At 68.9% G+C, this 22,403-nt stretch carries 19 protein-coding genes; 6 read left to right on the top strand and 13 right to left on the bottom strand.

Going from position 1 to position 22,403, the window contains the following annotated elements; genetic code table 11:
- Positions 1-54: 54 nt before the first annotated feature.
- Entirely contained in the window at positions 55-1,479 is a 1,425-nt protein-coding gene (locus THIX_RS19675) for a circularly permuted type 2 ATP-grasp protein (RefSeq protein ID WP_112488492.1), read from the bottom strand.
- A 248-nt stretch (positions 1,480-1,727) separates the two neighbouring features.
- Complete coding sequence (locus tag THIX_RS19680; protein WP_112487544.1) at positions 1,728-2,843, bottom strand: NADH:flavin oxidoreductase/NADH oxidase; 1,116 nt, start codon at positions 2,841-2,843, stop codon at positions 1,728-1,730.
- A gap of 1,135 nt (positions 2,844-3,978) precedes the next feature.
- On the opposite strand from THIX_RS19680, the gene THIX_RS19690 reads away from it, so the two are divergent.
- A complete protein-coding gene (locus THIX_RS19690; protein ID WP_112487545.1) occupies positions 3,979-4,890 on the top strand; it encodes a hypothetical protein in 912 nt (303 codons plus the stop codon).
- 41 nt (positions 4,891-4,931) lie between these two features.
- On the opposite strand, the gene THIX_RS23230 is transcribed toward THIX_RS19690, so the two are convergent.
- Positions 4,932-5,111, bottom strand: coding sequence for a hypothetical protein (locus tag THIX_RS23230; protein ID WP_146748642.1), 180 nt, complete (start codon positions 5,109-5,111; stop codon positions 4,932-4,934).
- Between the two features lie 606 nt (positions 5,112-5,717).
- Between THIX_RS23230 and THIX_RS19695 the strand changes: the two genes are divergently transcribed.
- Positions 5,718-6,515 (top strand): 3-hydroxybutyrate dehydrogenase, encoded by a 798-nt coding sequence (locus THIX_RS19695; protein WP_112487546.1) that lies wholly within the window; start codon positions 5,718-5,720, stop codon positions 6,513-6,515.
- Entirely contained in the window at positions 6,512-7,882 is a 1,371-nt protein-coding gene (locus THIX_RS19700) for a patatin-like phospholipase family protein (protein WP_233224642.1), read from the top strand. Before THIX_RS19695 ends, THIX_RS19700 begins: the two co-directional genes overlap by 4 nt.
- A 189-nt stretch (positions 7,883-8,071) precedes the next feature.
- On the opposite strand, the gene THIX_RS19705 is transcribed toward THIX_RS19700, so the two are convergent.
- From THIX_RS19705 to THIX_RS19720, 4 genes are all read right to left on the bottom strand, one after another.
- A complete protein-coding gene (locus THIX_RS19705) occupies positions 8,072-10,060 on the bottom strand; it encodes an ATP-dependent helicase (protein ID WP_112487547.1) in 1,989 nt (662 codons plus the stop codon).
- An 83-nt stretch (positions 10,061-10,143) separates the two neighbouring features.
- Complete coding sequence (locus tag THIX_RS19710; protein WP_112487548.1) at positions 10,144-10,809, bottom strand: glutathione S-transferase family protein; 666 nt, start codon at positions 10,807-10,809, stop codon at positions 10,144-10,146.
- Positions 10,810-10,823: 14 nt separating this feature from the next.
- A complete protein-coding gene (locus THIX_RS19715; protein WP_112487549.1) occupies positions 10,824-11,816 on the bottom strand; it encodes a complex I NDUFA9 subunit family protein in 993 nt (330 codons plus the stop codon).
- Positions 11,817-11,908: 92 nt separating this feature from the next.
- The gene (locus THIX_RS19720; protein WP_233224643.1) at positions 11,909-13,912 is read right to left on the bottom strand and encodes a lytic transglycosylase domain-containing protein; all 2,004 of its coding nucleotides are present in this window, start codon (positions 13,910-13,912) and stop codon (positions 11,909-11,911) included.
- Between the two features lie 117 nt (positions 13,913-14,029).
- Between THIX_RS19720 and THIX_RS19725 the strand changes: the two genes are divergently transcribed.
- Positions 14,030-14,656: a 5-formyltetrahydrofolate cyclo-ligase gene (locus tag THIX_RS19725; RefSeq protein WP_112487551.1), complete on the top strand. Its 627-nt coding sequence runs from the start codon at positions 14,030-14,032 to the stop codon at positions 14,654-14,656.
- The gene (mnmC, locus tag THIX_RS19730) at positions 14,653-16,719 is read left to right on the top strand and encodes an FAD-dependent 5-carboxymethylaminomethyl-2-thiouridine(34) oxidoreductase MnmC (RefSeq protein WP_112487552.1); all 2,067 of its coding nucleotides are present in this window, start codon (positions 14,653-14,655) and stop codon (positions 16,717-16,719) included. Before THIX_RS19725 ends, mnmC begins: the two co-directional genes overlap by 4 nt.
- A 127-nt stretch (positions 16,720-16,846) precedes the next feature.
- Here the strand turns inward: mnmC and THIX_RS19735 are convergent, their stop codons facing one another.
- The 3 genes from THIX_RS19735 to THIX_RS19745 form a co-directional block, all read right to left on the bottom strand.
- Positions 16,847-17,311, bottom strand: coding sequence for a hypothetical protein (locus THIX_RS19735; protein ID WP_158540966.1), 465 nt, complete (start codon positions 17,309-17,311; stop codon positions 16,847-16,849).
- A 37-nt stretch (positions 17,312-17,348) separates the two neighbouring features.
- Positions 17,349-18,845 (bottom strand): AMP nucleosidase, encoded by a 1,497-nt coding sequence (locus THIX_RS19740; protein ID WP_112487554.1) that lies wholly within the window; start codon positions 18,843-18,845, stop codon positions 17,349-17,351.
- Positions 18,846-18,967: 122 nt separating this feature from the next.
- Entirely contained in the window at positions 18,968-19,960 is a 993-nt protein-coding gene (locus THIX_RS19745) for a LysR substrate-binding domain-containing protein (RefSeq protein ID WP_233224644.1), read from the bottom strand.
- Between the two features lie 160 nt (positions 19,961-20,120).
- On the opposite strand from THIX_RS19745, the gene THIX_RS19750 reads away from it, so the two are divergent.
- On the top strand, positions 20,121-20,582 hold the full coding sequence (locus THIX_RS19750) for a DUF2917 domain-containing protein (protein WP_112487556.1): 462 nt from the start codon (positions 20,121-20,123) through the stop codon (positions 20,580-20,582).
- Positions 20,583-20,677: 95 nt separating this feature from the next.
- On the opposite strand, the gene metF is transcribed toward THIX_RS19750, so the two are convergent.
- The 3 genes from metF to THIX_RS19765 all read right to left on the bottom strand — a co-directional run bounded on the left by metF (position 20,678) and on the right by THIX_RS19765 (position 22,347).
- The gene (gene metF, locus THIX_RS19755; RefSeq protein WP_112487557.1) at positions 20,678-21,511 is read right to left on the bottom strand and encodes a methylenetetrahydrofolate reductase [NAD(P)H]; all 834 of its coding nucleotides are present in this window, start codon (positions 21,509-21,511) and stop codon (positions 20,678-20,680) included.
- Between the two features lie 63 nt (positions 21,512-21,574).
- The gene (locus THIX_RS19760; protein ID WP_112487558.1) at positions 21,575-22,018 is read right to left on the bottom strand and encodes a type II toxin-antitoxin system VapC family toxin; all 444 of its coding nucleotides are present in this window, start codon (positions 22,016-22,018) and stop codon (positions 21,575-21,577) included.
- A gap of 8 nt (positions 22,019-22,026) precedes the next feature.
- A complete protein-coding gene (locus tag THIX_RS19765) occupies positions 22,027-22,347 on the bottom strand; it encodes an Arc family DNA-binding protein (RefSeq protein ID WP_112487559.1) in 321 nt (106 codons plus the stop codon).
- Between the last annotated feature and the right edge of the window lie 56 nt (positions 22,348-22,403).

A 22,403-nucleotide genomic window follows, 5' to 3' on the forward strand; every position in this document is an offset into this window, starting at 1 on the left:
GAGTGGGGCCGTTTAGGTGCGATGAGCGGGCATGGCGGATTTGTTCACACCCTCTCAATCCTGCAGCACCCAGGTGTCCTTGGTGCCGCCGCCCTGGCTGCTGTTGACCACGAGCGAGCCGTCCACCAGGGCCACGCGGGTGAGGCCTCCGGGCACCATGCGGATGGTGGAGCCCTGCAGCACATAGGGGCGCAGGTCCACATGGCGCGGCGCCACGCCCTCGTCCACCAGTGTGGGGCAGGTGGACAGCGCCAGCGTGGGCTGGGCGATGTATTTGTCCGGCTTGGCGCGGATGCGTTCGGCGAAGGCCTCGCGTTCCTTCTGGCTGGCCTTGGGGCCGATGAGCATGCCGTAACCGCCCGCGCCCTGCGCCTCTTTCACCACCAGCTCGGCCAAGTGGGCCAGCACATGGGCGCACTGCTTCGGGTCGCTCAGGGTGTAGGTGGGCACGTTGGGCAGGATGGCGTCTTCGTCCAGGTAGTAGCGGATCATGGCCGGCACATGGGGGTAGACCGATTTGTCGTCGGCCACACCCGTGCCCACGGCGTTGGCCAAGGCCACGTTGCCGGCGCGGATGGCCTCGAACAGCCCCGGCACGCCGAGCATGGAGTCGGGGCGGAAAGCGCGCGGATCGAGGAAGTCGTCGTCGATGCGGCGGTAGATCACGTCCACCCGCTGCGGCCCGCGGATGGTCTTCATGTAGAGGAAGCCGGCGTCGACGAACAGGTCCTGCCCCTCCACCAGCTCGGCGCCGATGCTCTGCGCCAGGAAGGCGTGCTCGAAGTAGGCGCTGTTGAATGGCCCGGGCGTGAGCACCACCACGGTGGGGTCGTCGGTGTGGCTGGGCGCCAGTTCGCGCAGGGTGAGGTCGAGCAGATCGGGGTAGTTGCCGATGGGCGCGACGCGGTGGTACTCGAACAGATCGGGCGCCAGCCACGACAGGATGCGCCGGTTTTCCAGCATATAGCTCACGCCGGAAGGCACGCGCAGGTTGTCTTCCAGCACGTGGAACTCCTGCTCGCCGGTGCGCACCAGGTCGATGCCGCAAATGGCGCCGTACACCCCGCGCGGCACCTTCACGCCCTTCATGCCGGCGCGGTACTGCGAGTTGTCGAGAATGCCATCGGCCGGCACCACCTTGTCCCGGATGATGCGCTGCGGGCCATAGATGTCGGCCAGGAACAGGTTCAGCGCCTGCACCCGCTGCGCTAGCCCGCGCTGCAGATACGCCCATTCGGCGGCGGTGATGATGCGCGGAATGATGTCGAAGGGAATGGCGCGCTCGGTGCCACCGCCCTCGCCGTACACGGCGAAGGTGATGCCCTCGCGGTAGAACGCCAGCCGCGCCTCCTCCTGCTTGGCGGCCAGCGCGGGCATGCCGGTGTCGCGCATCCAGCGCGTGAGCCGGGCCCACGCCGGACGAGCTGCATCCGCAGCGGCCGGGTCATCGAAGCCGTTGCACTCGGAATAGGCCCGCATCATCGCCTCGCTCGCTGTCTCCATACAGGCAACCAGCAAGCCCCATGCCAGGCCGGCATGATCTGCCGGCACCGCTTTGGTGCGGCCAGAGTCTGGGCTGCTTGGGCGGCCCCGGGGCATGCACCGGCATGGCGCCTGCCGCTTGCGCCGGTCCGCTCCATCCAGTCGCTCGGAGGCTGCCGGCTCGCAGGCCGGCAGGCCCTTCGCGCGGCGCGCAAACGTGCTCAAGCACGTTTGCTGGTCCGCGCTCAGCGTTGGCCGATGTGGGCGTTGGTGAACACGCCGCGTGCGGCGCGTGGTTCACTGCGCCAATACTGTGCGGGGGCCGTGACGCTGGCACCGAGCGACGCGGCGGCATGCCACGGCCAGCGCGGGTTCCACAGCATGGCGCGGGCCAGGGCGACGAGGTCGGCGCTACCGTCCTGCACCAGCGCCTCGGCCTGTTGCGCTTCGGTGATGAGGCCCACCGCCATGGTGGCAAGCCCCGTGGCCTGGCGAATGGCGCGCGCCAGCGGCACCTGGTAGCCGGGGCCGACTGGAATGCGCTGCAGCGGCGAGATGCCGCCGGACGAGACGTCGATCCAGTCGCAGCCGCGCTGCTTCAGGGCCGCGGCGAAACGCAAGCTCTGCTCCAGGTCCCAGCCGCCCTCGACCCAGTCGGTCGCGGAGAGGCGCACGCCGAGTGCCACCGTTGCCGGCAGCGCGGCGCGCACGGCGTCGAACACCTGCAGTGGAAAGCGCATGCGGTTGTCCAGGCTGCCGCCGTAGGCATCGTCGCGCTGGTTGGCCAGCGGCGAGAGAAATTCGTGCAGCAGATAGCCATGAGCGGCATGCAGTTCCACCGCCTGCAGGCCCAGGCGGGCTGCGCGCTGCGCGGCGTCGACAAAGGCCTGGCGGATGCGCGCCAAGCCCGCCTCGTCCAGCGCCGCGGGAGGCGCTTCATGCGCCCCATGGGGGATGGCCGAAGGCGCCACCGCGGCCCAGCCGCCTTCGGACAGCGCCAGTTGCTGACCACCGTCCCAGGGCCGCGCGCTGGACGCCTTGCGCCCGGCGTGGGCGAGCTGGACGGCGATGGGCATGGTGCTGAAACCGCGCACGTCGGCCAGCACCGCGGCCAGCGCACGTTCGTTCGCCTCCGAGTACAGGCCCAGGCAACCGGGTGTGATGCGCCCGATGGCCTCGACCGCCGTGGCTTCGATGAACAGCAGGCCGGCCCCGCTTTGCGCCATCTGCCCCAGATGCACGCGATGCCAGGCGGTGGCGCAGCCATCATCGGCGCTGTACTGGCACATGGGGCTGACGACGATGCGATTGGCAAGCCCGAGGGGGCCGAGTTGGAAGGGCGAGAACAGTTGGCTGGACATAGGGCTGGAACGTGATGGCAGAGGGTTGCGAGCGGTTGCAGCGCTGGACGCGGGATTCGGGCGGAGGATGGGCGACGGCAGACACCACCCCTGCACTGGTGGCTGTATTGTCCACATCCCGCGCAGGGTCTGCAGGCCAGCGGGAATGTGGAGAGTGGCGGCAGGCAGAGGCCACCGCGAGCACCCGCACGGGGGATCAAGGCGCGGCGCAGCATGGCGGCGTTGTCGGCCTTGACCTCGAGCAGCAGATGATCGACGACTTGATGCGTGCGCACGTCGTCGATATCCGCTTGCAGATCGATGATCAGATCGCTCACCTTGCGCAACTGGCCCACGACCACATAGTCGACGCCGGCCTGCGCGCAAAGCCTGGTTCACCTCGCCCGGCAAGGCCAGCAACGCGCGTTGCTGAGCAGCCACGACGGCCGGCCGCTGGTCGGCGGAGCCGTCGAACAAGTCGAAGGGCATGACCGTGATGGATGGCTTGCTCGGCAAGTTTGCCACCTGGACTTGAGGGCCGGGGCGCCAAGCAGGATCAAAGCCGACAAGCCAGGCTGCAGCACGCGCAGCAGTTGCCGTCGCACCCCGGCCAGAGCTTGGCCCGCGCCCGCGCGGCATGGGTGGGCACAGCTTGGGTTGGCGCGGCCCGCGCGGTGCAAGGGGAATGGTCCCGGTGCATGGTGGCCTCCGTTGTCAGTCATGTCGTTGCGTCGGCGTCATTCATCGCCCGCCGCGTCGAGCCGGAACCGAATCCAGAGTTTCAGCTTTCTACTCTACTTTGCCAGCAGCTTCAAGGACAGCTGGATCGTGCGCTTTCACAGCCGCGCCGAACTGGCGCACGCACCGCCTGGGCATCCTCACACCCCGAACGAAATGACAGCCTGCAAGACAGGCCAGCCCAAGCGTGACATCGTGTCGGACTTGTCGCATCATCCAGCCCATCCTTGTTGAAAGCGCCCCCCAGGCTGCGGCCTTGCGGCATCTCCCCGCGGGGGGGGGGTGCGCATGGCCTCGGCGCATACTCTGCGCTGGGCCCGCCGAGAAGACTTGGAGCGGCGCGGCGTTTTCACATGCGTTCTCCCGCATCCTCCGGGGTGTTCTTGGCCCCTGTCGGGGCCGTTTTTGCGTGTATGCCATGACTTACGAAAAAACTGCTGCCGGACGTCTGACACTGGCCAACCGCCAGTCGGACCTGCCCCGCCCTCTGCGCACGCTGCTGTTGCTGGTGGACGGCGCCTGGAGCGAGGCCGAATTGCTGGGCATGCTGGGCGCAAGCGGGCTCGACTCCCAGGCCTTCGCCAAGCTGCTCGAACGCGGCCTGATCCAGACGGTGCCGACGCAGGCGTCAGCCGCAGTCGCGCCGGCGTTGACGGCCCGCGCCGATGCCCGCGCGCCCGCCGCCGCACCCGAGCCCAAGCCGGCGCCGCGGCGCACGGCCTTTGCCAAGCTGGGCCAGGGGCTGCGCGCCGCGCTGGAATCACGCTCCGATTCGCCACGCGAAATTTCAGCCGGCCTGGCCGAAATCATCAAGTGCGCCGCCATCGCCGACCCGGAACTCTTCGCCTGGCTGGAGCGCCACGTCGACGACTTGCGCGCACCACAGCAGCATGCCGTGCAACGAATCCAGCAGTTGCGCGACCAGATCGAGGCCGAGGACCGGCAGCAGCACCGCTCGCCATCGCCACTGGACTTTGGCATGGCGCTGGGCCATGTGGTCGAGTCCGTGCTCGGCTTCGGGCGCTACCTGCATGGCGAGGCCATCGGCCTGGGCATGCTGCTGGCGGCGGACCTGGGGCAGTCGCTGGGGGTGCAAAGCGCCGAATCGGCCGAGCGCCTGCGCCGCCTGCTGCAGAGTGCCGGGCTGCCGATGACGCCGCCGCGGGCGCCGACCGCCCGCTGGCTGGAGCTGTTGCCGCTGGATGGCGAGACGGGTGCCAAGCACATGCGCTGCGTGTTGTTGAGCGAATTGGGCGCGCCGCTGAATCAGGCCGTGCCAGGCGAGCAGGTGCTGCAGGCGCTGGAGCGCAGCGGGGCACTGGCGGCCTGAGGCCACGGCAAGCCCTGAGTGAGGCCGTGTAGGTCAGACTGTCAGCGGCTCTGAACGCTCAAGCGCGTGCTGGCCTTGGTCGCGTTGATCGCCGAATCCATCGCCATCCTGCTGGGACAGCGGCTGCTGAAGTAGCACCCGGGGCAGTTCGGGTGAAGGGGCTGGCGCGCAGCCAGCCTGGGGTTCACGCCCAGCCCTGCCTGCCGTGCGGACAGCGTCATGCCATGCGCCTCACCCCAATAACTCCTGGCTTGGAGCCACCCCAGGGCCGGGCGTCGGCTCAGACCCGGCAATCCAGCGCGCGCGCCAGCCCGATATCCCGGCATGTTCCATGAGCCGACCCTGCATCGGTGGATGCAACTCTGCCAAAAGACGCAAACACCGCAAATCCCGTTGCCAAATGGATCAGTATTCGGATAGGATCAAGCAAGCGTGGCAAAGAGCAAGAAGGTTAGGGAGACACGATGCTGTCGCCCTAAAACACGTTAGCTGTCAGTGAGAGATCTTCCGGTACTGGTCCGCGCACACTTCGTTTGCGGTCAGCCTTTCTGTCTCGTCTTGCGCGCAAAATGCAGTTCGGCCCGCTCCATCCAGTCCTGGCAGCCTAGGTGCAGCTTCAGAGGCGCTTAAGACGGTGGGGCCAGAATGCAAAGGTCTGTCCTGCCTGCTGACAAGACCACCGCCGGCGCGGTAGCACGGCGCCGGCGGTGGTCCTACACTCGAATGGTGCTCTGCACCAAAACACAGGCGTGCAGTGCTCCACGCACCGGCGAGCGCTATCCGGCGCGTCGGGCCTCGATTCGAACCAACCCAAACCGGAGATTCCCATGCAAATCACCCAGACCAGCTTGAAAGGCAAGACCGCCCTCATCACGGGGGCGGCCAGCGGCATTGGCAAGAACATGGCGCTGGTGTTCGCCAAGGCGGGCTGCGCGGTGGCGGTGGCCGACCTGAACCAGGACGGCGCCGACGCCACGGTGAAGGAAATCATCGACGCCGGCGGCAGGGCGGTGGGCGTGGCGATGGACGTGACCAACGAGCAGCAGGTGAACGCCGGCTTCGACAAGGCGGTGGCGGCGCTTGGGCCGATCGACGTTCTGGTGTCGAACGCCGGCATCCAGATCGTCAACCCGATCGAGAACTACGCTTTTTCCGACTGGAAAAAGATGCTCGCCATTCATCTCGACGGCGCTTTCCTCACCACCAAGGCGGCGCTGAAAAGCATGTATGCCGACAAGCGCGGCGGCGTGGTCATCTACATGGGCTCGGTGCATTCGCACGAGGCCTCGAAGCTCAAGAGCGCATACGTGACGGCCAAGCATGGCCTGCTGGGATTGGCGCGGGTGCTGGCGAAGGAAGGCGGCGACAAGGGCGTGCGCTCGCATGTCATTTGCCCCGGCTTCGTGCGCACGCCGCTGGTGGACAAGCAGATTCCCGAGCAGGCCAAGGAATTGGGCATCACCGAAGACCAGGTGATCAAGAACGTGATGCTGAAGGACACGGTGGATGGTGAATTCACCACGGTGGACGACGTGGCGCAGGTGGCCCTGTTCCTTGCCGCCTTCCCCACGGCCGCGCTCACCGGGCAGTCGGTCATCGTCAGCCACGGCTGGTGCATGCAATGAGCGCCAAGAGCGAGACTGTCCCAGCGCGCGCACGCACGCCGCGCAAGGCCATCGCTGCGGCCATGGACGCCGCCACGGTGCCCAAGCCCGAGCAGGCTCCGGTGGTTCAAGGCAAGCGGGCGGTGAAAGCGCCTCAAAAAGCGGCTTCCGCGCCTGCGCGCCGCGTCGGTGCAGCCCTCGAACAAGCGCAGGCCGAGCTGGCGATCGAGCCCACCGGCTCGAACCCGCTGCTGTCGCGCGTGGCCGCCTACGAGCACATCGCGCTGGTGCTGCAAGGCGGCGGCGCTTTGGGTGCCTACCAGGCCGGGGTGGTGCAGGGGCTGGCGGAAGCCGGCATCCAGCCCACCTGGGTGGCGGGCATTTCCATCGGCTCCCTTCACTGCGCCATCATCGCCGGCAATCCGCCGCACCGACGCGCCGAGCGCCTGCGCGAATTCTGGCACCGCGTCACCCAACCGCCGGTGCTGCCGCCCACGCTGTGGGAGCAGGAACCCTGGGTGTCGCTGCTGCCGGAGAACGCGCTGCCGTGGATGGCGCCGCTGCAAAGCCTGCGCGCCCTGGCCGAGGGGCAGAAGGGGTTCTTCGTGCCGCGCGCCCTGCCCGGCATCGGCCCCGACCAGGCCAGCGTCTACGACACCGCGCCGCTGCGCGCCACGCTCGAGGAACTGGTGGATTTCGACCGGCTCAACAACGGCGAGATGCGCGTCTCGGTCGGCGCGGTGAACGTGCGCACCGGCAACCTGGAGTATTTCGACACCACCGAGCAGCGCCTGGGTCCGGAGCATTTCATGGCCTCGGGCGCGCTGCCTCCCGGCTTCCCGGCGGTGCGCATCGGCGACGACCTGTACTGGGACGGCGGCCTGGTCTCCAACACCCCGCTGACGCAAGTGCTGGGCGGGCACCCGCATGCGCACACCCTGGTGTTCCAGGTGGATTTGTGGAGCGCCCAAGGCGACCCGCCGCGCAATCTGGGCGAGGTGGGCGAACGGGTGAAGGACATTCAGTACTCCAGCCGCACCCGCGCCGTGACCGACATGCTGGAGCGGGCGCACGAGCAGCGCAGCATTCTGCGCGGCCTGTTGGCACAAATCCCGCAGACCGGCCGTACCCGCGACCCCCTGTGCAGCCGGGTGGAGGAGATGGCGCGCGACAAGCGCTACAACGTCATCCACCTGATCTACAAGGACAAGCCCTACGACGGCCAGGACAAGGACTTCCAGTTCGGCCGCGGCACGATGCGCGCCCACTGGAACAGCGGCCTGCACACGGTGCAACGCACCCTCGCCCACACCCATTGGTTCGACCTGCCAAGCGCCAATCGCCCCTTCGTCACGCACGACGTGCATCGGCAAGACTCGGCAGGCTGAACCGCTCCCCTCCCCAACCCTCCCCACGCGTGGGGAGGGGGCTTGACGGTCGCGGTGCGCTTGTTTCCCCTCACACCTTGGGGAGGCCGGGGGCATTCTGGGCGTCGCGCAGCGGTGTTCTCTCCCCCTCCCACCTCGTGGGGGAGGCCGGGAGGGGGAACCGCCCCCGCGCAACACCACCTCAAACCGTCAAGTCGCCGCCACGCCGCTTTCCTCGCCCTGCTTGCGCACCTTCATCGCCGCGATGCGCGCCAGCGCCGCGGCGCGGCCGTCCACCTTCGGCAGCTCGGCGCGCAGCTCGGTGAGAAAGCGGCTGGGCTCGGGGCTGCGGCTGCTGCGGCCGGCGGCGCGACGCTTGCGGCAATGGCTGAGCACCAGGGTGAGGCGTGCGCGGGTCACGCCCACGTACATGAGCCGGCGCTCTTCCTCCAGGCCGGTGTCGGTCAGCGGCCGGTCTTCGGTGAAAAACGGCAGGAGCCCTTCCTCGCAACCGGCCAGCACCACATGCTGCCACTCCAGGCCCTTGGCGGCGTGCAGGGTGGAGAGGGTGACGGCCTCCTGCTGGTCGCCGCGCTCGGCGAGCTGGGTGATGAGCGCGACCATCTGCGCCATGCGCTTCAAGCTGGCGCCGTCTTCCTCGGCCTTTCGGGTGATCCAGTCGCAGAAGTCGCCCACATTGCTCCAGCGCTGGCTGGCTTCGCGCTCGTTGTCGGCGGTCTCGCGCAGGTGCGCCTCGTAGCCGATGGCGCCGAGCAGCTCGCGCAGCAAGGGGCCGGCGGGCTCGGTGCGTTCGCGCCAGTCGATGTCGTGCATCAGGCGGGCGAATTCGCGCAGGCCTTCGGCGTGGCGCGCGCCGACGATGCCGGGCAGGGCCTCGCGGAACAGCGCGTCGAACAGCGAAACCTTCCACTGCGTGGCGAACGCGCCCAGGCTCTTGAGCGTGGCAGCGCCGATGCCGCGCTTGGGCGTGGTGACGGCGCGCAGGAAGGCGGGATCGTCGTCCGGGTTGGCCAGCAGGCGCAGATAGGCGCACACGTCCTTGATTTCGGCGCGGTCGAAAAAACTCTGGCCGCCACTGACCACGTAAGGAATATTGGCGCGGCGCAGCGCCTGCTCGATGGGGCGGCTCTGGTGGTTGGCGCGGTACAGCACCGCGATGTCCGACAACTTCGCGCCGCGCCCGCCGCGCAGCGCCTGGATGCGCGCGGCGATGCGCTCGGCCTCGTCGTCGTCGCTATCGGCCTCGCGCACCTCCACCGCGTCGCCCTCGCCGTGGTCGCTCCACAAGCTCTTGGGGTAGAGCTTGGGGTTGGCGGCAATCACCGCATTGGCGGCGCGCAGGATGGCGTTGGTCGAGCGGTAGTTCTGCTCCAGCTTGATGACCTCGAGCGTGGGGTAGTCGATGGGCAACTGGCGCAGGTTGTCGAGCGTGGCGCCGCGCCAGCCATAGATGCTCTGGTCGTCGTCGCCCACCGCGGTGAAGCGCCCTTGCGTGCCCGCCAGCAGCTTGAGCAGCTGGTACTGCGCGTCGCTGGTGTCCTGGTACTCGTCCACCAGCAGGTAGCGCAGGCGCGCGTTCCAGCGCGCGCACACATCGGCGTGCTGCTGCAGCAGGCGCAGCGGCAGCACCATCAGGTCGTCGAAGTCCACCGCCTGGTAGGCGTTGAGCTGCTCGGCGTAGCGCAGCCAGACCTTGGCGGCCTGCGCGTCCTCCGGCGTCTGCGCCTGGCGCGCGGCATCCATCGGGTCGAGCAGCGCGCTTTTCCACTGGCTGATGCGCCACTGCCAGCTGCGGGCCAGCTTGGCGTCGGTGGTGCCGCCGGCCTCGCGCAGCAGGCCGCCGACATCGTCGGCATCCAGGATGGAGAACTGCGGCTTCAAGCCCAGCGCCTGGCCGTCCTCGCGCAGCATGCGCACGCCCAGGGCGTGGAAGGTGGCAATGACCAAGCCCTGGGCCGCCTTGCGGTCGTCGAGCAGGACTTTGGCACGCTCGCGCATTTCGGCGGCGGCCTTGTTGGTGAAGGTGATGGCGGCAATTTCAGTCGGCGCGTAGCCGGCCTTGAGCAGGCGCGCGATCTTGTGGGTGATGACGCGCGTCTTGCCGCTGCCGGCGCCGGCAATCACCAGGCAAGGGCCGCCGAGATGCGAGACGGCACGTTCCTGGGCAGCGTTGAGCATGGGGGTTTGGGATGGCGCGAGAGCGAATGGGGAAAGCGCCCGACACGGCTGGCCGTGTGTGGCGTCGATGCCGAGGGTGGCGGCTAGGACCAGTCCGGCCGCGAACGATAAGGCTCGTCGGTGGGGATGAAGTCGTGCTCGGCCCGGCCCTCGTCGCACCACTGCCGCACCGCCGGCACGTCGAGCACGCGACTGGCATAGGCGGCGGCGAAGTCGGGCAGCTTGGGGGCATAGGTGCGAAAGCGGGCGCAGACTGGCGCATAGAACGCATCGACCGCGCCGCAGGCGCCGAACAGGAAAGGGCCGCCGCTGGCGCGCAGCGCGCCATCCCATAGGGCGCAGATGCGGTCGATGTCGCGCTGCACGGCGAGGTTCCAGCCCAGGCCCGGCAGGCTGGCTTCGATGTTCATGCCCATCTGCTGGCGCAAATTCTGGAACCCCGCGTGCATGCTGGCGCACAGCACCCGGGCGCGGGCGCGCTGCGCGGCGTCGGCAGGCCAGATGGCGTGCTGCGGAAAACGCTCGGCCAGGAATTCGACGATGGCCAGGGTGTCGGGCACGACGAGGTCGCCGTCCAGCAGCACGGGGACGGTCTGGGTGGGCGTGATGGGCGCCAGCGCGGCGTAGAACTCGGGACTGTCGAGGCGCAGCTTGCGTTCGGTGAAGGGGATGCCGAAGTGGCGCATCAACACCCAGGGCCGCATCGACCAGGACGAGTAATTCTTGTTGCCGATGATGAGGGTGAGCATGGGTTTGCGCGCCCTCAGCGCCCGGCGGTGGCGCGCAGTTGGCTGTAGCGCGTCTCGGGGTCGCGCCCGGACAGGTAGTCCGGGGCGATGGCCTCCAGGCCGTAGGGTCGGGTCACGCCGAGTTCGCGGGCGAAGCCCGGAAGCTGGCCGCTGGCCACATTGGGCACACGCATGGAGTCGAGGTTGTCGCGGCTCATCAGCGGCTCGCCGGGGGCGAATTCCATCAGCAGCGCGGCGAGTCTGGCCAGCGGCGCGGGCAGAGCGATGACCGGACGGCCACGGCCGTGGTTGATGCCCGCCCACTGGCCCGAGAGCTTGACCAGCTCGGCCAGGGTATAGACCCGTGGGCCGGTGAGTTCGTAGGTTTGGCCGATGGTGGCGTCGTCCTGCGGGCCGATGAGCGCGTGCTGAATGGCCTGCACCACGTCGCCGGCATACACCGGGGCGAAGCGTGCGTTCGCCCCGCCCAGCAGCACCACCGGCAGCAGGCGCTGCAGCCGGACGAACAGGTTGAGAAAGTTGTCGCCGGGGCCGAACACCACCGAGGGCCGCAGGATGGTCCAGCGCAGGCCGTCCTGCGCACGCACGGCGGCTTCGCCGTCGCCTTTGGAGCGCAGGTACATGGATGGGCCGTGCGCGTCGGCGCCGATGGCGCTGACATGCACCAGACGGCTGGCGCCGGTGGCCATGCAGGCGGCGGCCAGGTTCTGCGGCAGGCGCACATGGGCGCGGGCGAAGTCGCCGCCGTAAGGCTTGCCGCCGCGGCCGTGGAGAATGCCGACGAGGTTCACCGCCGCATCCTGCCCCTGCATGAGGCGCTCCAGCGTGGCGGTGTCGAAGGTGTCGATCTGCACCACGTCCACCGTGGGCAGGGGCAGCAGATGCTTGGCCCGCTCACGCCGGCGCGTGGGCACCAGCACCCGGCAACCCGCTGCGCTCAGACGCGCCACCAGTTGCGAACCGATGAAACCCGAACCCCCGAAGACCACGATGTTCTGCATCGATATCCCTGTTTGCTGTTTGCTTGTATGCGTTGAACGCCAACCGCCCGTGCCGGCTGACCGCTGATGCTGTCGGCCGTTTCCTGGGCCGCAGCGGATCAGGGCAGCGCCTCGACGTTGGCCTGCTGCTGCGCTTGCGGCCCCACCTGGCCCAGACGCGATTTTAAGGATTGCGGCTGGCCGGTGAGCAGCGCCGCGTACACCGTGGCATTGGCCAGCACGTGCTTCACATAGTCGCGCGTTTCAGGAATGGGAATGTTCTCGGTGAAGATGGCACCGGACAGGTCGGGCTGGTCGGGCAGGCCCATATTGCGCCAGCGCGCCGGGCGCCCCGGGCCGGCGTTGTAGCCCGCCGCCGCCAGCGCCTCGGAGCCGTCGAAGCGCTGCAGCAGCATGTCGAGATAGGCCGAGCCCAGGGTGACGTTGGTGTTGACGTGGGCGATGCGGTCGGGCGCGTAGTCGCCCATGCCGATCTTGTTCGCCACCCAGCGCGCCGTGGCCGGCATGAGCTGCATCAGCCCGTTGGCGCCGACCCAGGAGCGAATGCCGGCAATGAAGCGCGACTCCTGCCGGATGAGGCCGAACAGGAAGGCCTCGTTCACGCCGGTGGATTTCGCCGCGGCGCCGATGGCGTCGCGGTAGGGCATGGCGTAGCGCTGCGACCAGTCGACACCACCCTTGACGCGCTCGCTGGTGTTGATGCACAGCAGCCAGACCTGCTGGTCGCAAGCCACTTGCGCCGCGGCCTGCAACTGCTCGTTGCTCAGCCCGCGCAAGGTGAAGTTCCACTCGCGCACCGCCGGGGTGTAGAGGTTGAGCTGGAACAGCGCGAGCGCGCGCTGGAAGCCCGCCTGCCGGACCTGCTCGAGCACCTTCCGCGCCGGCGGCGTCGGCAGGCTGGCGGGCAGGCTGATCTTCATGCCCAGCGCTTCGGTGGCCAGTTGGCCGTAGTAAGTCCAGGGGTTGGCCACCTGCGCGAACAGCGCCTGCGCCTCGATGGGGTGGCCCAGCTCGCGCTGCGCCATGGCGTGCCAATAAGTCCAGTCGGGGCGCTGCGCATCGGCTCCGGTGAACTGGCGGCTGGCCTGCTCGACCAGCTTCCAGTCATGCGCCCGCAGGGCCGCGCGCACCATCCATTCCAGGGTGGAGTCGGCGGGGCGGTATTCGGGGTCGATGTGCCGCGCCTGGGCGAACCACAGCGCCGCGTTGGGCGAGAGTTGCAGCGCGCCGCTGCGGGCTGCGCGGTAGGCGATTGCAGCGCGGTCTGCGGTGGGCAGTGCTGTGAAGCTGCCCAGCAGCAGGTGCATGGTCTGTTGCGGGTCTTGCTGCCCCAGACGCAGGAGCGCCAGCACCAGAAACTGGCGCTGCATGGCGTCACGCGGCACACCCTGGCGCGCGTCGTTCAGCACCAGGCGCAAGGGGTTGTGGGCGGCGGCGTCGATGCCTTGCCAGGCTCCGACCGGCAGGCTCGGGGCGAAGCTCAAGGCGGTTTTGAATTGCTCGTCCTCGAAAAACCGGCGCAGGCGCAGCCACAGTTGCTGCTGGCTGATCTTGCCCGCTGCCAGCAGGCTGCGCGCGGCGCTGTTGCAGCCCGCGCCGCCGTATTTTTGCTCGGTCCAGAGCTTGAGCACGTCAGCGCTGGTGTCGCGGTTCTCGGTCTCGAACTGGCGCTGCATGTCGTAGCACTGCACCTGCGGGTCGTCGCGCATGATGAAGTCGGGGTAGACCTTGGCAAAGTCATCCCAGTCCTGCCGCCGGCCGAGTTCGAGCAGCCAGTCGTTGCGCAGGCGGTCGAGCACATAGGTGTTGGGGTAGCGCTGCGCAAAGCGGTCGAAGTCAGCCTGGGTCATGCGCATCAGGTTGGGCTGGGTCGCCCAATACGCCACCCAGGGCTCGAGCAGATTGCCGCGCAGCTGCGGCAGCGCCTCTTGGGCCGGCTTGGGGTCGCCGCGCTGGAAGCCTTGCGAGGCTTGCAGAATGAGCTGGTCGGCGGCGTCGTTGGCGAAAGGCTGGCTGGCCGCCGTCTGCATGGTGTCAGGCGCGCTGGCCGGCATCTGTGCCCGGGCCGTGCCGCCCATGCCGGCAAGAAACGGAAGGCTCAACGCCAGGCTCAACACAAGCCGCCTCAGCCGGTACCACCCTCCTCGCCGCGGGGGGCGCTTGGGCGAGGGCACAATATGCAAGACCATGTCGGCAAACTCCATACCCCGTAGCTTAGCGTGAGCCCCTACTCCCTGACACCCATTCCCCGCGAAAACGAAGGTGAAGACCGTGCCGCGCTGCGCCGCGCCCTCATCGCCCGGCGCGAACAACTGCCCGACCGCAGCGCGAAGGAAGCCGCCCTCACCGCCGCCGTGGTGCGCGCCGTCACGGCGCTCGAACCCATCTGCCTCGGCGCCTATTGCGCCACGCGCGGCGAGTTCGACCCGCTGCCGGCGCTGCGGCAACTGGCGCAGGCCCTGCCCGACGTGCAATTCGCCCTGCCCGTGGTGGACCCGGCGACGCGGCAGATGCGCTTCGTGGCCTGGGCGCCGGGCGAGGCGCTGCAAGCCGGCGCCTACGGCATTGCCGTGCCGGTGGACCAGAGCCGCACGGTGGAACCCGACGCGCTGCTGGTGCCCTGCGTCGGCTTCGTCGAGGCCGGCCTGCGCCTGGGCTATGGCGGCGGTTACTACGACCGCTACATGGCCGGCCGTGGCGATGTCTACACCATCGGCCTGGCCTTCGATCTCTGCGAACTCGACGACCTGCGCGCCGAACCGCACGACCACCTGCTCGACCTCATCCTCACCGAAACCGGCAGCTTCGGCCTGGAAGCCGGCCTGCTGGGCGACGAGGAGCTTTGAGTCTCCCCGCGCCCATCCATCCGGAGCCGCTGGCGCGCAACGCCGAGGGCCGTCCGTACCGCGCACGCCATGGCGACATTGACGCCAGCAGCGCCGCGGCGCTGGACCAGGCGCGCGCCGTGTTCCTCGGTGGCTGCGGCCTGCTCGACACGCCCTCGGCCTGGGCCGGGCGGCGGCAATTCGTGGTGCTGGAAACCGGCTTCGGCCTGGGCACCCATTTCCTCGCCACCTGGCAAGCGTGGCTGGCCGACGCGGCACGTCCCGACACCCTGCACTTCGTCAGCGTGGAGCTGCATCCCCTCGCGGCCACCGACCTGATCGCGGCCTGCGCCGACCCGTCCCTGCTGCCGCTGGCGCACGAACTCGCCGCCGCCTGGCCGCCCGCCGTTCGCGGTCTGCACCAACTGCAATTCGCCGCAGGGCGCGTCAAGCTCACTCTGGCACTGGGCGATGTGCGCGAACTGTTGCCCCGGCTCGATCTGGGCGCCGACGCCATCTACCTCGACGGCTTCGCCCCCGCACGCAACCCTGCCATGTGGGAGCCCGGTGTCATCAAGGCCGCGGCCCGGCTGGCGCGGCCCGGTGCGCGGCTGGCCAGCACCAGCGTGGCGCATGCCCTGTGCGCCACGCTGGTGCAAGCCGGGTTCGCCGTGAGCAGGCCACCCGGCTACGGCGGCAAGGCGGCACGCTTGCAGGCCGTGTATGCACCGCGCTGGCGGACCCGGCGGCTGGAGCCGCGCGCCGCTGCAACATCGGTTGAGCGTCACGCCATGGTCATCGGCGCGGGTCTGGCGGGAGCGGCATGCGCGCAGGCCCTGGCCAGGCGGGGCTGGACGGTGGACGTGCTCGACGCCGACGGCGCTGCGGCAGGTGCCTCGGCGCTGCCGGCCGGGTTGGCGCATGCGCGCATCTCGCCGGACGACGATCGTCTCGCCCGCCTCAGCCGCGCCGGGCTGGCAGCCCTGCTCGCCGCCCTGCCCGAGCCCGAGCGCCACGCCGTCTGGCAAGGCGGCGGGCTGCTGCTGGCCGAGCCCGACTCCGCCCCGCCTGATCTTTCCGCCATCGCCGCAGCCCTGGCCCTTCCGCCGAGCGTCGCCGAGGCCGTGGATGCTGGCGAGGCGAGCTTGCGCGCTGGCGCGCAAGTCACCCGAGGCGGCTGGTGGCCGGCGGGTGGCGTGGCCGCGGCCGGCAGCCTGGTGCGCGCCTGGCTGGCCACCCCCGGCGTGCGGCTGCAAGGCGACGCCCAGGTGCATCGCTTGCGGCGCGCGCCGATCTTCACCGTCACCCACCCTGACAGCTCCGGTCATGCCACCGCCCCTTGGCAAGCGCTGGACGCGGCCGGGCGTGTCCTGGCGCAAGCGCCGGTTTGCATCATGGCCACCGCGCTGGACGCGGCCCGCCTGCTGAGCGCCAGCGGCCTCGCCCCAAGCGGTCCGTGCCTGCAGAACTTGCAGAGCTTGCCATTGCGCGCCCAGGCCGGGCAGGCCTTCCTCGTGCCTGCGTCCACGCTGCCCCAACTGGCCCGCTTGCAACGGCCACTGGCGGGCGACGCCTATGTGCTGCCCCTGCCGCCTGCCGCCCTGCAGTCGCTGGGGTTGCCTGCCGGAGAAACATGGCAACTCCTCGGCGCCACCTACGAGGACGACCCGGCGGCGCTCATGCCGATCGAGGCGGCCTGGGCGCATATCGCCCAAGGGCTTGAACCTCTTGTGGGTGCGTTGCCCGCTGCGCCTCCCGCCGAAGCCCGTGTGTTTCGAGCTGTGCGCGCCGTGGCCGTTGATCGCCTGCCCTGCGCCGGACCCTGGCCCGACTGGGAAGCGCTGGCGCGCGCCAAGCCCGCCGTCCTGCAGCGTCCAGCCGATGAACTGCCGCCCCTGCCGGGGCTCTACCTCAACACCGCGATGGGCTCGCGCGGCCTGACCCTGGCGACACTGGCTGCCGAATGCATCGCCAGCCACATCGAAGGCGAGCCGGCGCCGGTGGAACGCGACCTCCTGGCCGCCCTGGCGCCAGGCCGCTTCGGCCTGCGCCGGGCGCTGCGGGGCGAGCCACCCAGGGCTTGATCGACGCGAGGTGAATGCCACCCCTTGGCGGCTTCAGCCCGCTGCGCAATCAAGCTGCTTGGCCTGGTCGTGTTTCGCTTGGGCGATGCGTTTGGCTTGGGCGATGCGAGTCCGCCAGCCGTGCAGTTCAGCGCCAGAACCAGAATGGCAAGCGCCCGACGAAGGCCCAGTACACGGCGACGACGCCAACGGCCAGGGCCACGGCAGCCCCCCGCCCCTCACCGTGCAGCATCGCATTCGTGCCATAAACAACGAGCCCCATGCCGACGAGCCCCAACACGACGCGAGCCGCAGGGTGTTCCCTCCAGGGCGGCGAGTCTTCATGCGCTTGCGCGGGTACCGCGCCCACTTGCGCCGTCCCCGGCACGCGATCGCGCTTCACCTGAAAAAAACCGATGACCAGACAGAACACCGCAGGCCATCCAGTGAAAAAGTACAGCAGCCTCGGCACGATGGGATTGAGATGGGGCCAAAAACCGATTGCGACCAGAAGCGTGATGGCCAACAGCGGCGCCCACCCGAACACGACCAGCGCAAAGCCGACTCTGATCCAAAGATTGCCGAAATAGTCTTTCATCTTCATAGGCTTCACGATCGTCTGCGCAGCGCTGGGGACTGCCGACGCAGTCTTACTGAAACGCCACCTCGTCGAAGCTGCGCAGCTTGCGGCTGTGCAGTTGTTCCATGCGCTGGCGGCGCAGGTTTTCGAGGGCGCGGATGCCGATGCGCAGGTGCTGGTCCACGCGCTCGCGGTAGAAGCGGTCGGCCATGCCGGGGAGCTTGATGTCGCCGTGCAGCGGCTTGTCGCTCACGCACAGCAGGGTGCCGTAGGGCACGCGCAGGCGGAAGCCGTTGGCGGCGATGGTCGCGCTTTCCATGTCGAGCGCAATGGCGCGACTCTGGCTGAAGCGGCGCTCGGGTGTGCTCAGGGGGCCGTGGAAAGGCTGCAGCTCCCAGTTGCGGTTGTCGGTGGTGGCGACGGTGCCGGTGCGCATCACGCGCTTGAGTTCGTAGCCCTGCAACTGGGTGATCTCGGCCACGGCCTCCTGGATGGCCACCTGCACTTCGGCCAGCGGCGGGATGGGCACCCAGGGCGGCAGGTCTTCGTCGAGCACATGGTCTTCGCGCACATAGCCGTGGGCGAGCACGTAGTCGCCCAGTTGCTGGCTGTTGCGCAGGCCGGCGCAGTGGCCGAGCATGATCCAGCCATGCGGGCGCAGCACGGCGATGTGGTCGGTGATGGTCTTGGCATTGGCCGGCCCGACGCCGATGTTGGCCAGGGTGATGCCGCTGCGGTCGCGCCGCAGCAGGTGGTAGGCGGGCATTTGCGGCATGCGCGCAGGTCCTGCGCCCAGGGCGTCGTGGCTTTCAGCGGCCTCACCCACGCGGCGGATGACGACGTTGCCCGGCTCGACGAAAGCGATGTAGTCATCCGCTCCTTGCGCCGGCGTGCGCATGAGTTCACGCGCGAAGCGCACGAACTCGTCGATGTAGAAACCGTAGTTGGTGAACAGCACGAAGTTCTGCACATGCGCCGGATCGCAGCCGGTGTAGTGGCGCAGGCGGTGCAGGGAGTAGTCCACGCGCGGGGCGTTGAACAGGGCCAGCGGGCGCGGCTGGCCGGGCTGCGGCTCGAAGGTGCCGTTGGCGATGCCGTCGTCCATCACCGACAAATCGGGCACGTCGAACAACTCGCGCAGGCGGTCGCGCTGCGCCAACGTGAGCTGGGACTGGAAGGGCTCGTGGTCGGCGAAGGTGAAGGGCAGCGGAATGGGGGTGGTGCTCTCGCTCACTTCCAGCGGCACGCCGTGGTTGCGCAGCAGCAGTTGGAACTGCTCGCGGAAATAGTCGCCGAACAAGTCGGGCCGGGTGAGCGTGGCCTCGAACGTGCCGGGGCGCGAGACGAAGCCGTAGCTCAGGCGCGAGTCCGCATGGGCGCTGCTGGTGGTGCGAATGCGCACGCAGGGGTAGAAGGCGTGCACCGGCTGCGCCGGCTCGTCGCCGGCGAGAAAGCGGTGCAGCGCGTCATGCAGCCGTGCCACGCCCTGCGCGTAAATGGCCTGAACCTGGGCCAGCGCGCTGTCGGCGCTGGTGTGTTGGGTGCTTGGGGCGGTGGGGTGGGACATGTTGGATGGGTGTCGCTGAAGACGTTGCTGACGTTGCCGATGACTCTGAAGACCTGCTGCCTGAATGACTCGGTCTGCTGCTTCGGCAGCTTGAAACAAGTTTCGCAAGAGGCTGGGGGCTGTCAACCCATGCCCGCGCCATCCGGCAGCAATTGCGCCTGCAGCCATTGAACCAGAGCCGCCACTTCGGGCCGCCGCGTGGCGTCGCTGCGCAGGGCCAGGTGGTAGACATAGCCGCTGGCCTGCGGCTCGCCCAGCGGCAGCACCAGGCTGCCGTCGGCCAGCAGGTGGCGCATCAGCACCATCTGCCCCATCGCCACGCCCATGCCGGCCAGCGCCGCCTGCACCGCCTGGTGGGTGAAGTTGAGGTGCAGCCAGCTCTGCGGCTCCACCATCGGCTGGCCGATCTTGGCGAACCAGCCGGGCCAGGACAGGGCGTCGATGTGCTGCTGGCCGAAGCCTGCCTGCCCGCCCGTGGAGCCAACATCGGCAATCAGCGTGGCCCTCCTTAAATCCGCAGGCCGGCGCAAACCCCCGCGCGACTGCAACTCGGCCTGCAGGCGCGGGCTGCAAACCGGAGCGATGCGCTCCTCGAACAGGGCACGGGTGCCCGGCGCGCGGGCCAGCGGGTTGTCGGGGTGCACCAGGCGCAGCGCCACATCCTGCCCGGAAGTCTCCAGATCGGCCATGCGGTCGGAGGCTTCCACGGCGATGTCCACCTCCGGGTGCTCGGCCTGGAACAGCGGCAGGCGCGGCATCAGCCACAGGCTGGCGAAGGACGGGAAGGTGGTGATGCGCACGCTGGGGCGCTGCGTGCCGCGCCGCAGGGCAGCCACCATGTCGTCGAGCGCGGCCAGCAGCGGGCGCAGGGTCGCGGCCAGGCGTTCGCCGGCCGGGGCGAGGCGGATGCGCGGGCCGTCGCGCGTGAACAGCGCCAATCCCACCTCGGCCTCCAGCGCCTGGATCTGCCGGCTCAGCGCCGACTGGGTGATGGACAACTCATGCGCCGCCGCGGTGAAGCTGCCCAGGCGCGCGGCGGCTTCGAACGCGCGCAGGAAGCCGGTGTCGATGCGCCGTGTCGGGCGCCGTGGCGGGGTTGTGGCTGGAGGTGGCATCCGGCTTCCTTCATCATGCGTTCTGTGCATCATGAGAATACGAAATGACCGTTTTTGCAAGCGTCGTCCGGCACCTATGCTTGCATCCATGTCAAGGTAGTCTTGGGCGCGGAAAGGAAAAACTCCACTGCGCCCGAGCCTGGAAACGACGGAGTTCATCATGCGCGAATGGAATACAGATACCCTGCAGGTGCAACGCGCCTGGGTGGCCTTGCAAACCGGCGATTCGCTGCGGTTGCGCGGCGCGTTCGGGCTGCGGGTGGAAGCGGCCGCGCCGCCCTGCCCCGGGCAGAACGCGCCGCTGCTGTGGCTGACCGAGGAAGGCGAGCCGGACGATGTGTTCCTGCGCCCGGGCGAAAGCCATGTGCTGCGCGGCCATGGGCGCATGGTGGCCAGCGCCTGGGGACCCATCAACCTGCGGGTGGTCGCGGCAACGTCCCCGGCTGCAAGCGCCATGGTCGCAAACGCCCGGCCCAGCCCAGTCGCCGTTGATGCAGCTTCCATGTGGCAAGCGCCGCAAACGGGCCAGGCCGGCATGGCCACAAGGCCATTTGCCGGCACCAGGGCTGCGCAAGCGCCTTCGCGCGAACCCGACATGCCGGCCGCTGGTTGCGGTGCTTGAGGGCGGCCCGATCTTCGTTCCGTCGCGCCAATCTCACCCCAGGCCGGGCGTCTGAATCAGCCGATCTTCAGACGCCTCGGCGCGCGCCGCAAGGCTCAACGCGTGCCGAGATCGGTCAGCAGATCGAGCGTGGGCTCCGCCTGGTTGAGGGTGTAGATGTGCAGTCCCGGGGCGCCGCCGGACACGAGCTGGTTGCACAGGTCGGCCACCACCTCGCGGCCGAAAGCGAGGATGCTGGCGCGGTCGTCGCCGAAGCTCTGCAGGCGCAGGCGCACCCAGCGCGGCACTTCGGCGCCGCACACTTCCGAGAAGCGCAGCAACTGGCTGGCATTGGTGATGGGCATGATGCCGGGCACGATGGGCGCGTCCACGCCAGCGGCAAGGGCGTCGTCCGCGAAGCGGAAGTAGGCGTCGCTGTTGAAAAAATACTGGGTGATGGCGGAGTTCGCGCCGGCCTGCATTTTTTCGACGAAGTGGCGCAGATCGTCTTGCGGGCTGCGCGCCTGCGGGTGCACCTCCGGGTAGGCGGCCACCTCGATGTGGAACCAGTCGCCGGTCTCGGTGCGGATGAATTCCACCAGGTCGCGCGCGTGGTGAAACTCGCCGCCCAGGCCGTAGCCCGAAGGCAAGTCGCCGCGCAGGGCGACGATGCGGCGGATGCCTTCGGCACGGTAGCGCTGCAGCATGGCGCGCACGCTGTCGCGGCTGGCGCCGACGCAGGAGAGGTGCGGCGCGGCGGCCACGCCTTCCTCGGCAATTTCCTTCACGGCGTGCAGCGTGCCGTCTTGCGTGGAACCGCCGGCACCGAAGGTGACGGAGCAGAACTCGGGCTTGTGGACATAGAGCCGCTGCCGCGCGGCGCGCAGCTTCACGGCGCCTTCGGGCGTCTTGGGCGGAAAGAATTCGAAGCTGAGATGGGAGAGGCTCATGCGGGATCGGGGTTCAGGTACGGCGCTTGGACAACGAGGCCATGGCAATGCGCGGCCTAGGGCCTAGGCCAGGGAGGCGAGATGTTGCCGCGCCGCCTCGCCGAGCAGGCGGTCGAAGGTCAGCAGCGGCGCCTTGATGCTGGCGGCCAGCCAGAGATAGGCCGCGTCGTAGGCCGACAAACCGTAGCGCAAGGCCAGGTCGACCTGTTCCGCAGCCAACGGCGTATGGAGCTGGATGCGCTGGGCATCGAAATCCTCCAGCGCCAGCGCCACCGAGGCTTCGGGCCAACCCCCTGCGCGCTTTTTCCGGGCGACGCTGGCCATCTCGTAACCCAGCAGCCCGGGGGCATGCAGGGATTTGCCGCGTAGCTGTTCCAGCGCCAAGTCGCGCTCGCGTTCTTCGAACAGGACGGCCGCCAGCACGCTGCAATCCACCACAGCAGGCGTGCGCGCCAGATAGATCTCGGGCGGCTCGGCGACGTAAAGCGTGGCGCTTGGCAAAGTCATCGGCGCCGTTACCTGGAATCGCGCTCGGCGCGAATGATGTCCACCGCGCGGGGTCCGCTCGCGATGGGCTTGGGAAAGCGGGCAAGGTGCTCGGCGGCAATCTGCTCGATGCTTTTCCAGCCGCGTTGCGCGCTGGCCGTTTGGGGCTGATCTTGCTGCGAACTCGAAGGCGGCGCCGATCTGGTGTTGGACGACGCATCGTCCAGTGCAGCGCGCTCGAGAATGCTCATCAACTCGCCTTGCAGCGAGCGATGGTTGCGCGCCGCGCGCTGGCGCAGGCGTTCGGCGAGGCTTTCCGGCACTTCTTTGATGGAGAGGCTGACGGTCATGATCGGGCTCCGGAATGAAACATCGGTTTCATTTTGGAGCCGTTCTGGCGCCGCGT

The sequence above is a fragment of the Thiomonas sp. X19 genome (genome assembly GCF_900089495.1).
Classification (GTDB): Bacteria; Pseudomonadota; Gammaproteobacteria; order Burkholderiales; family Burkholderiaceae_C; genus Thiomonas_A.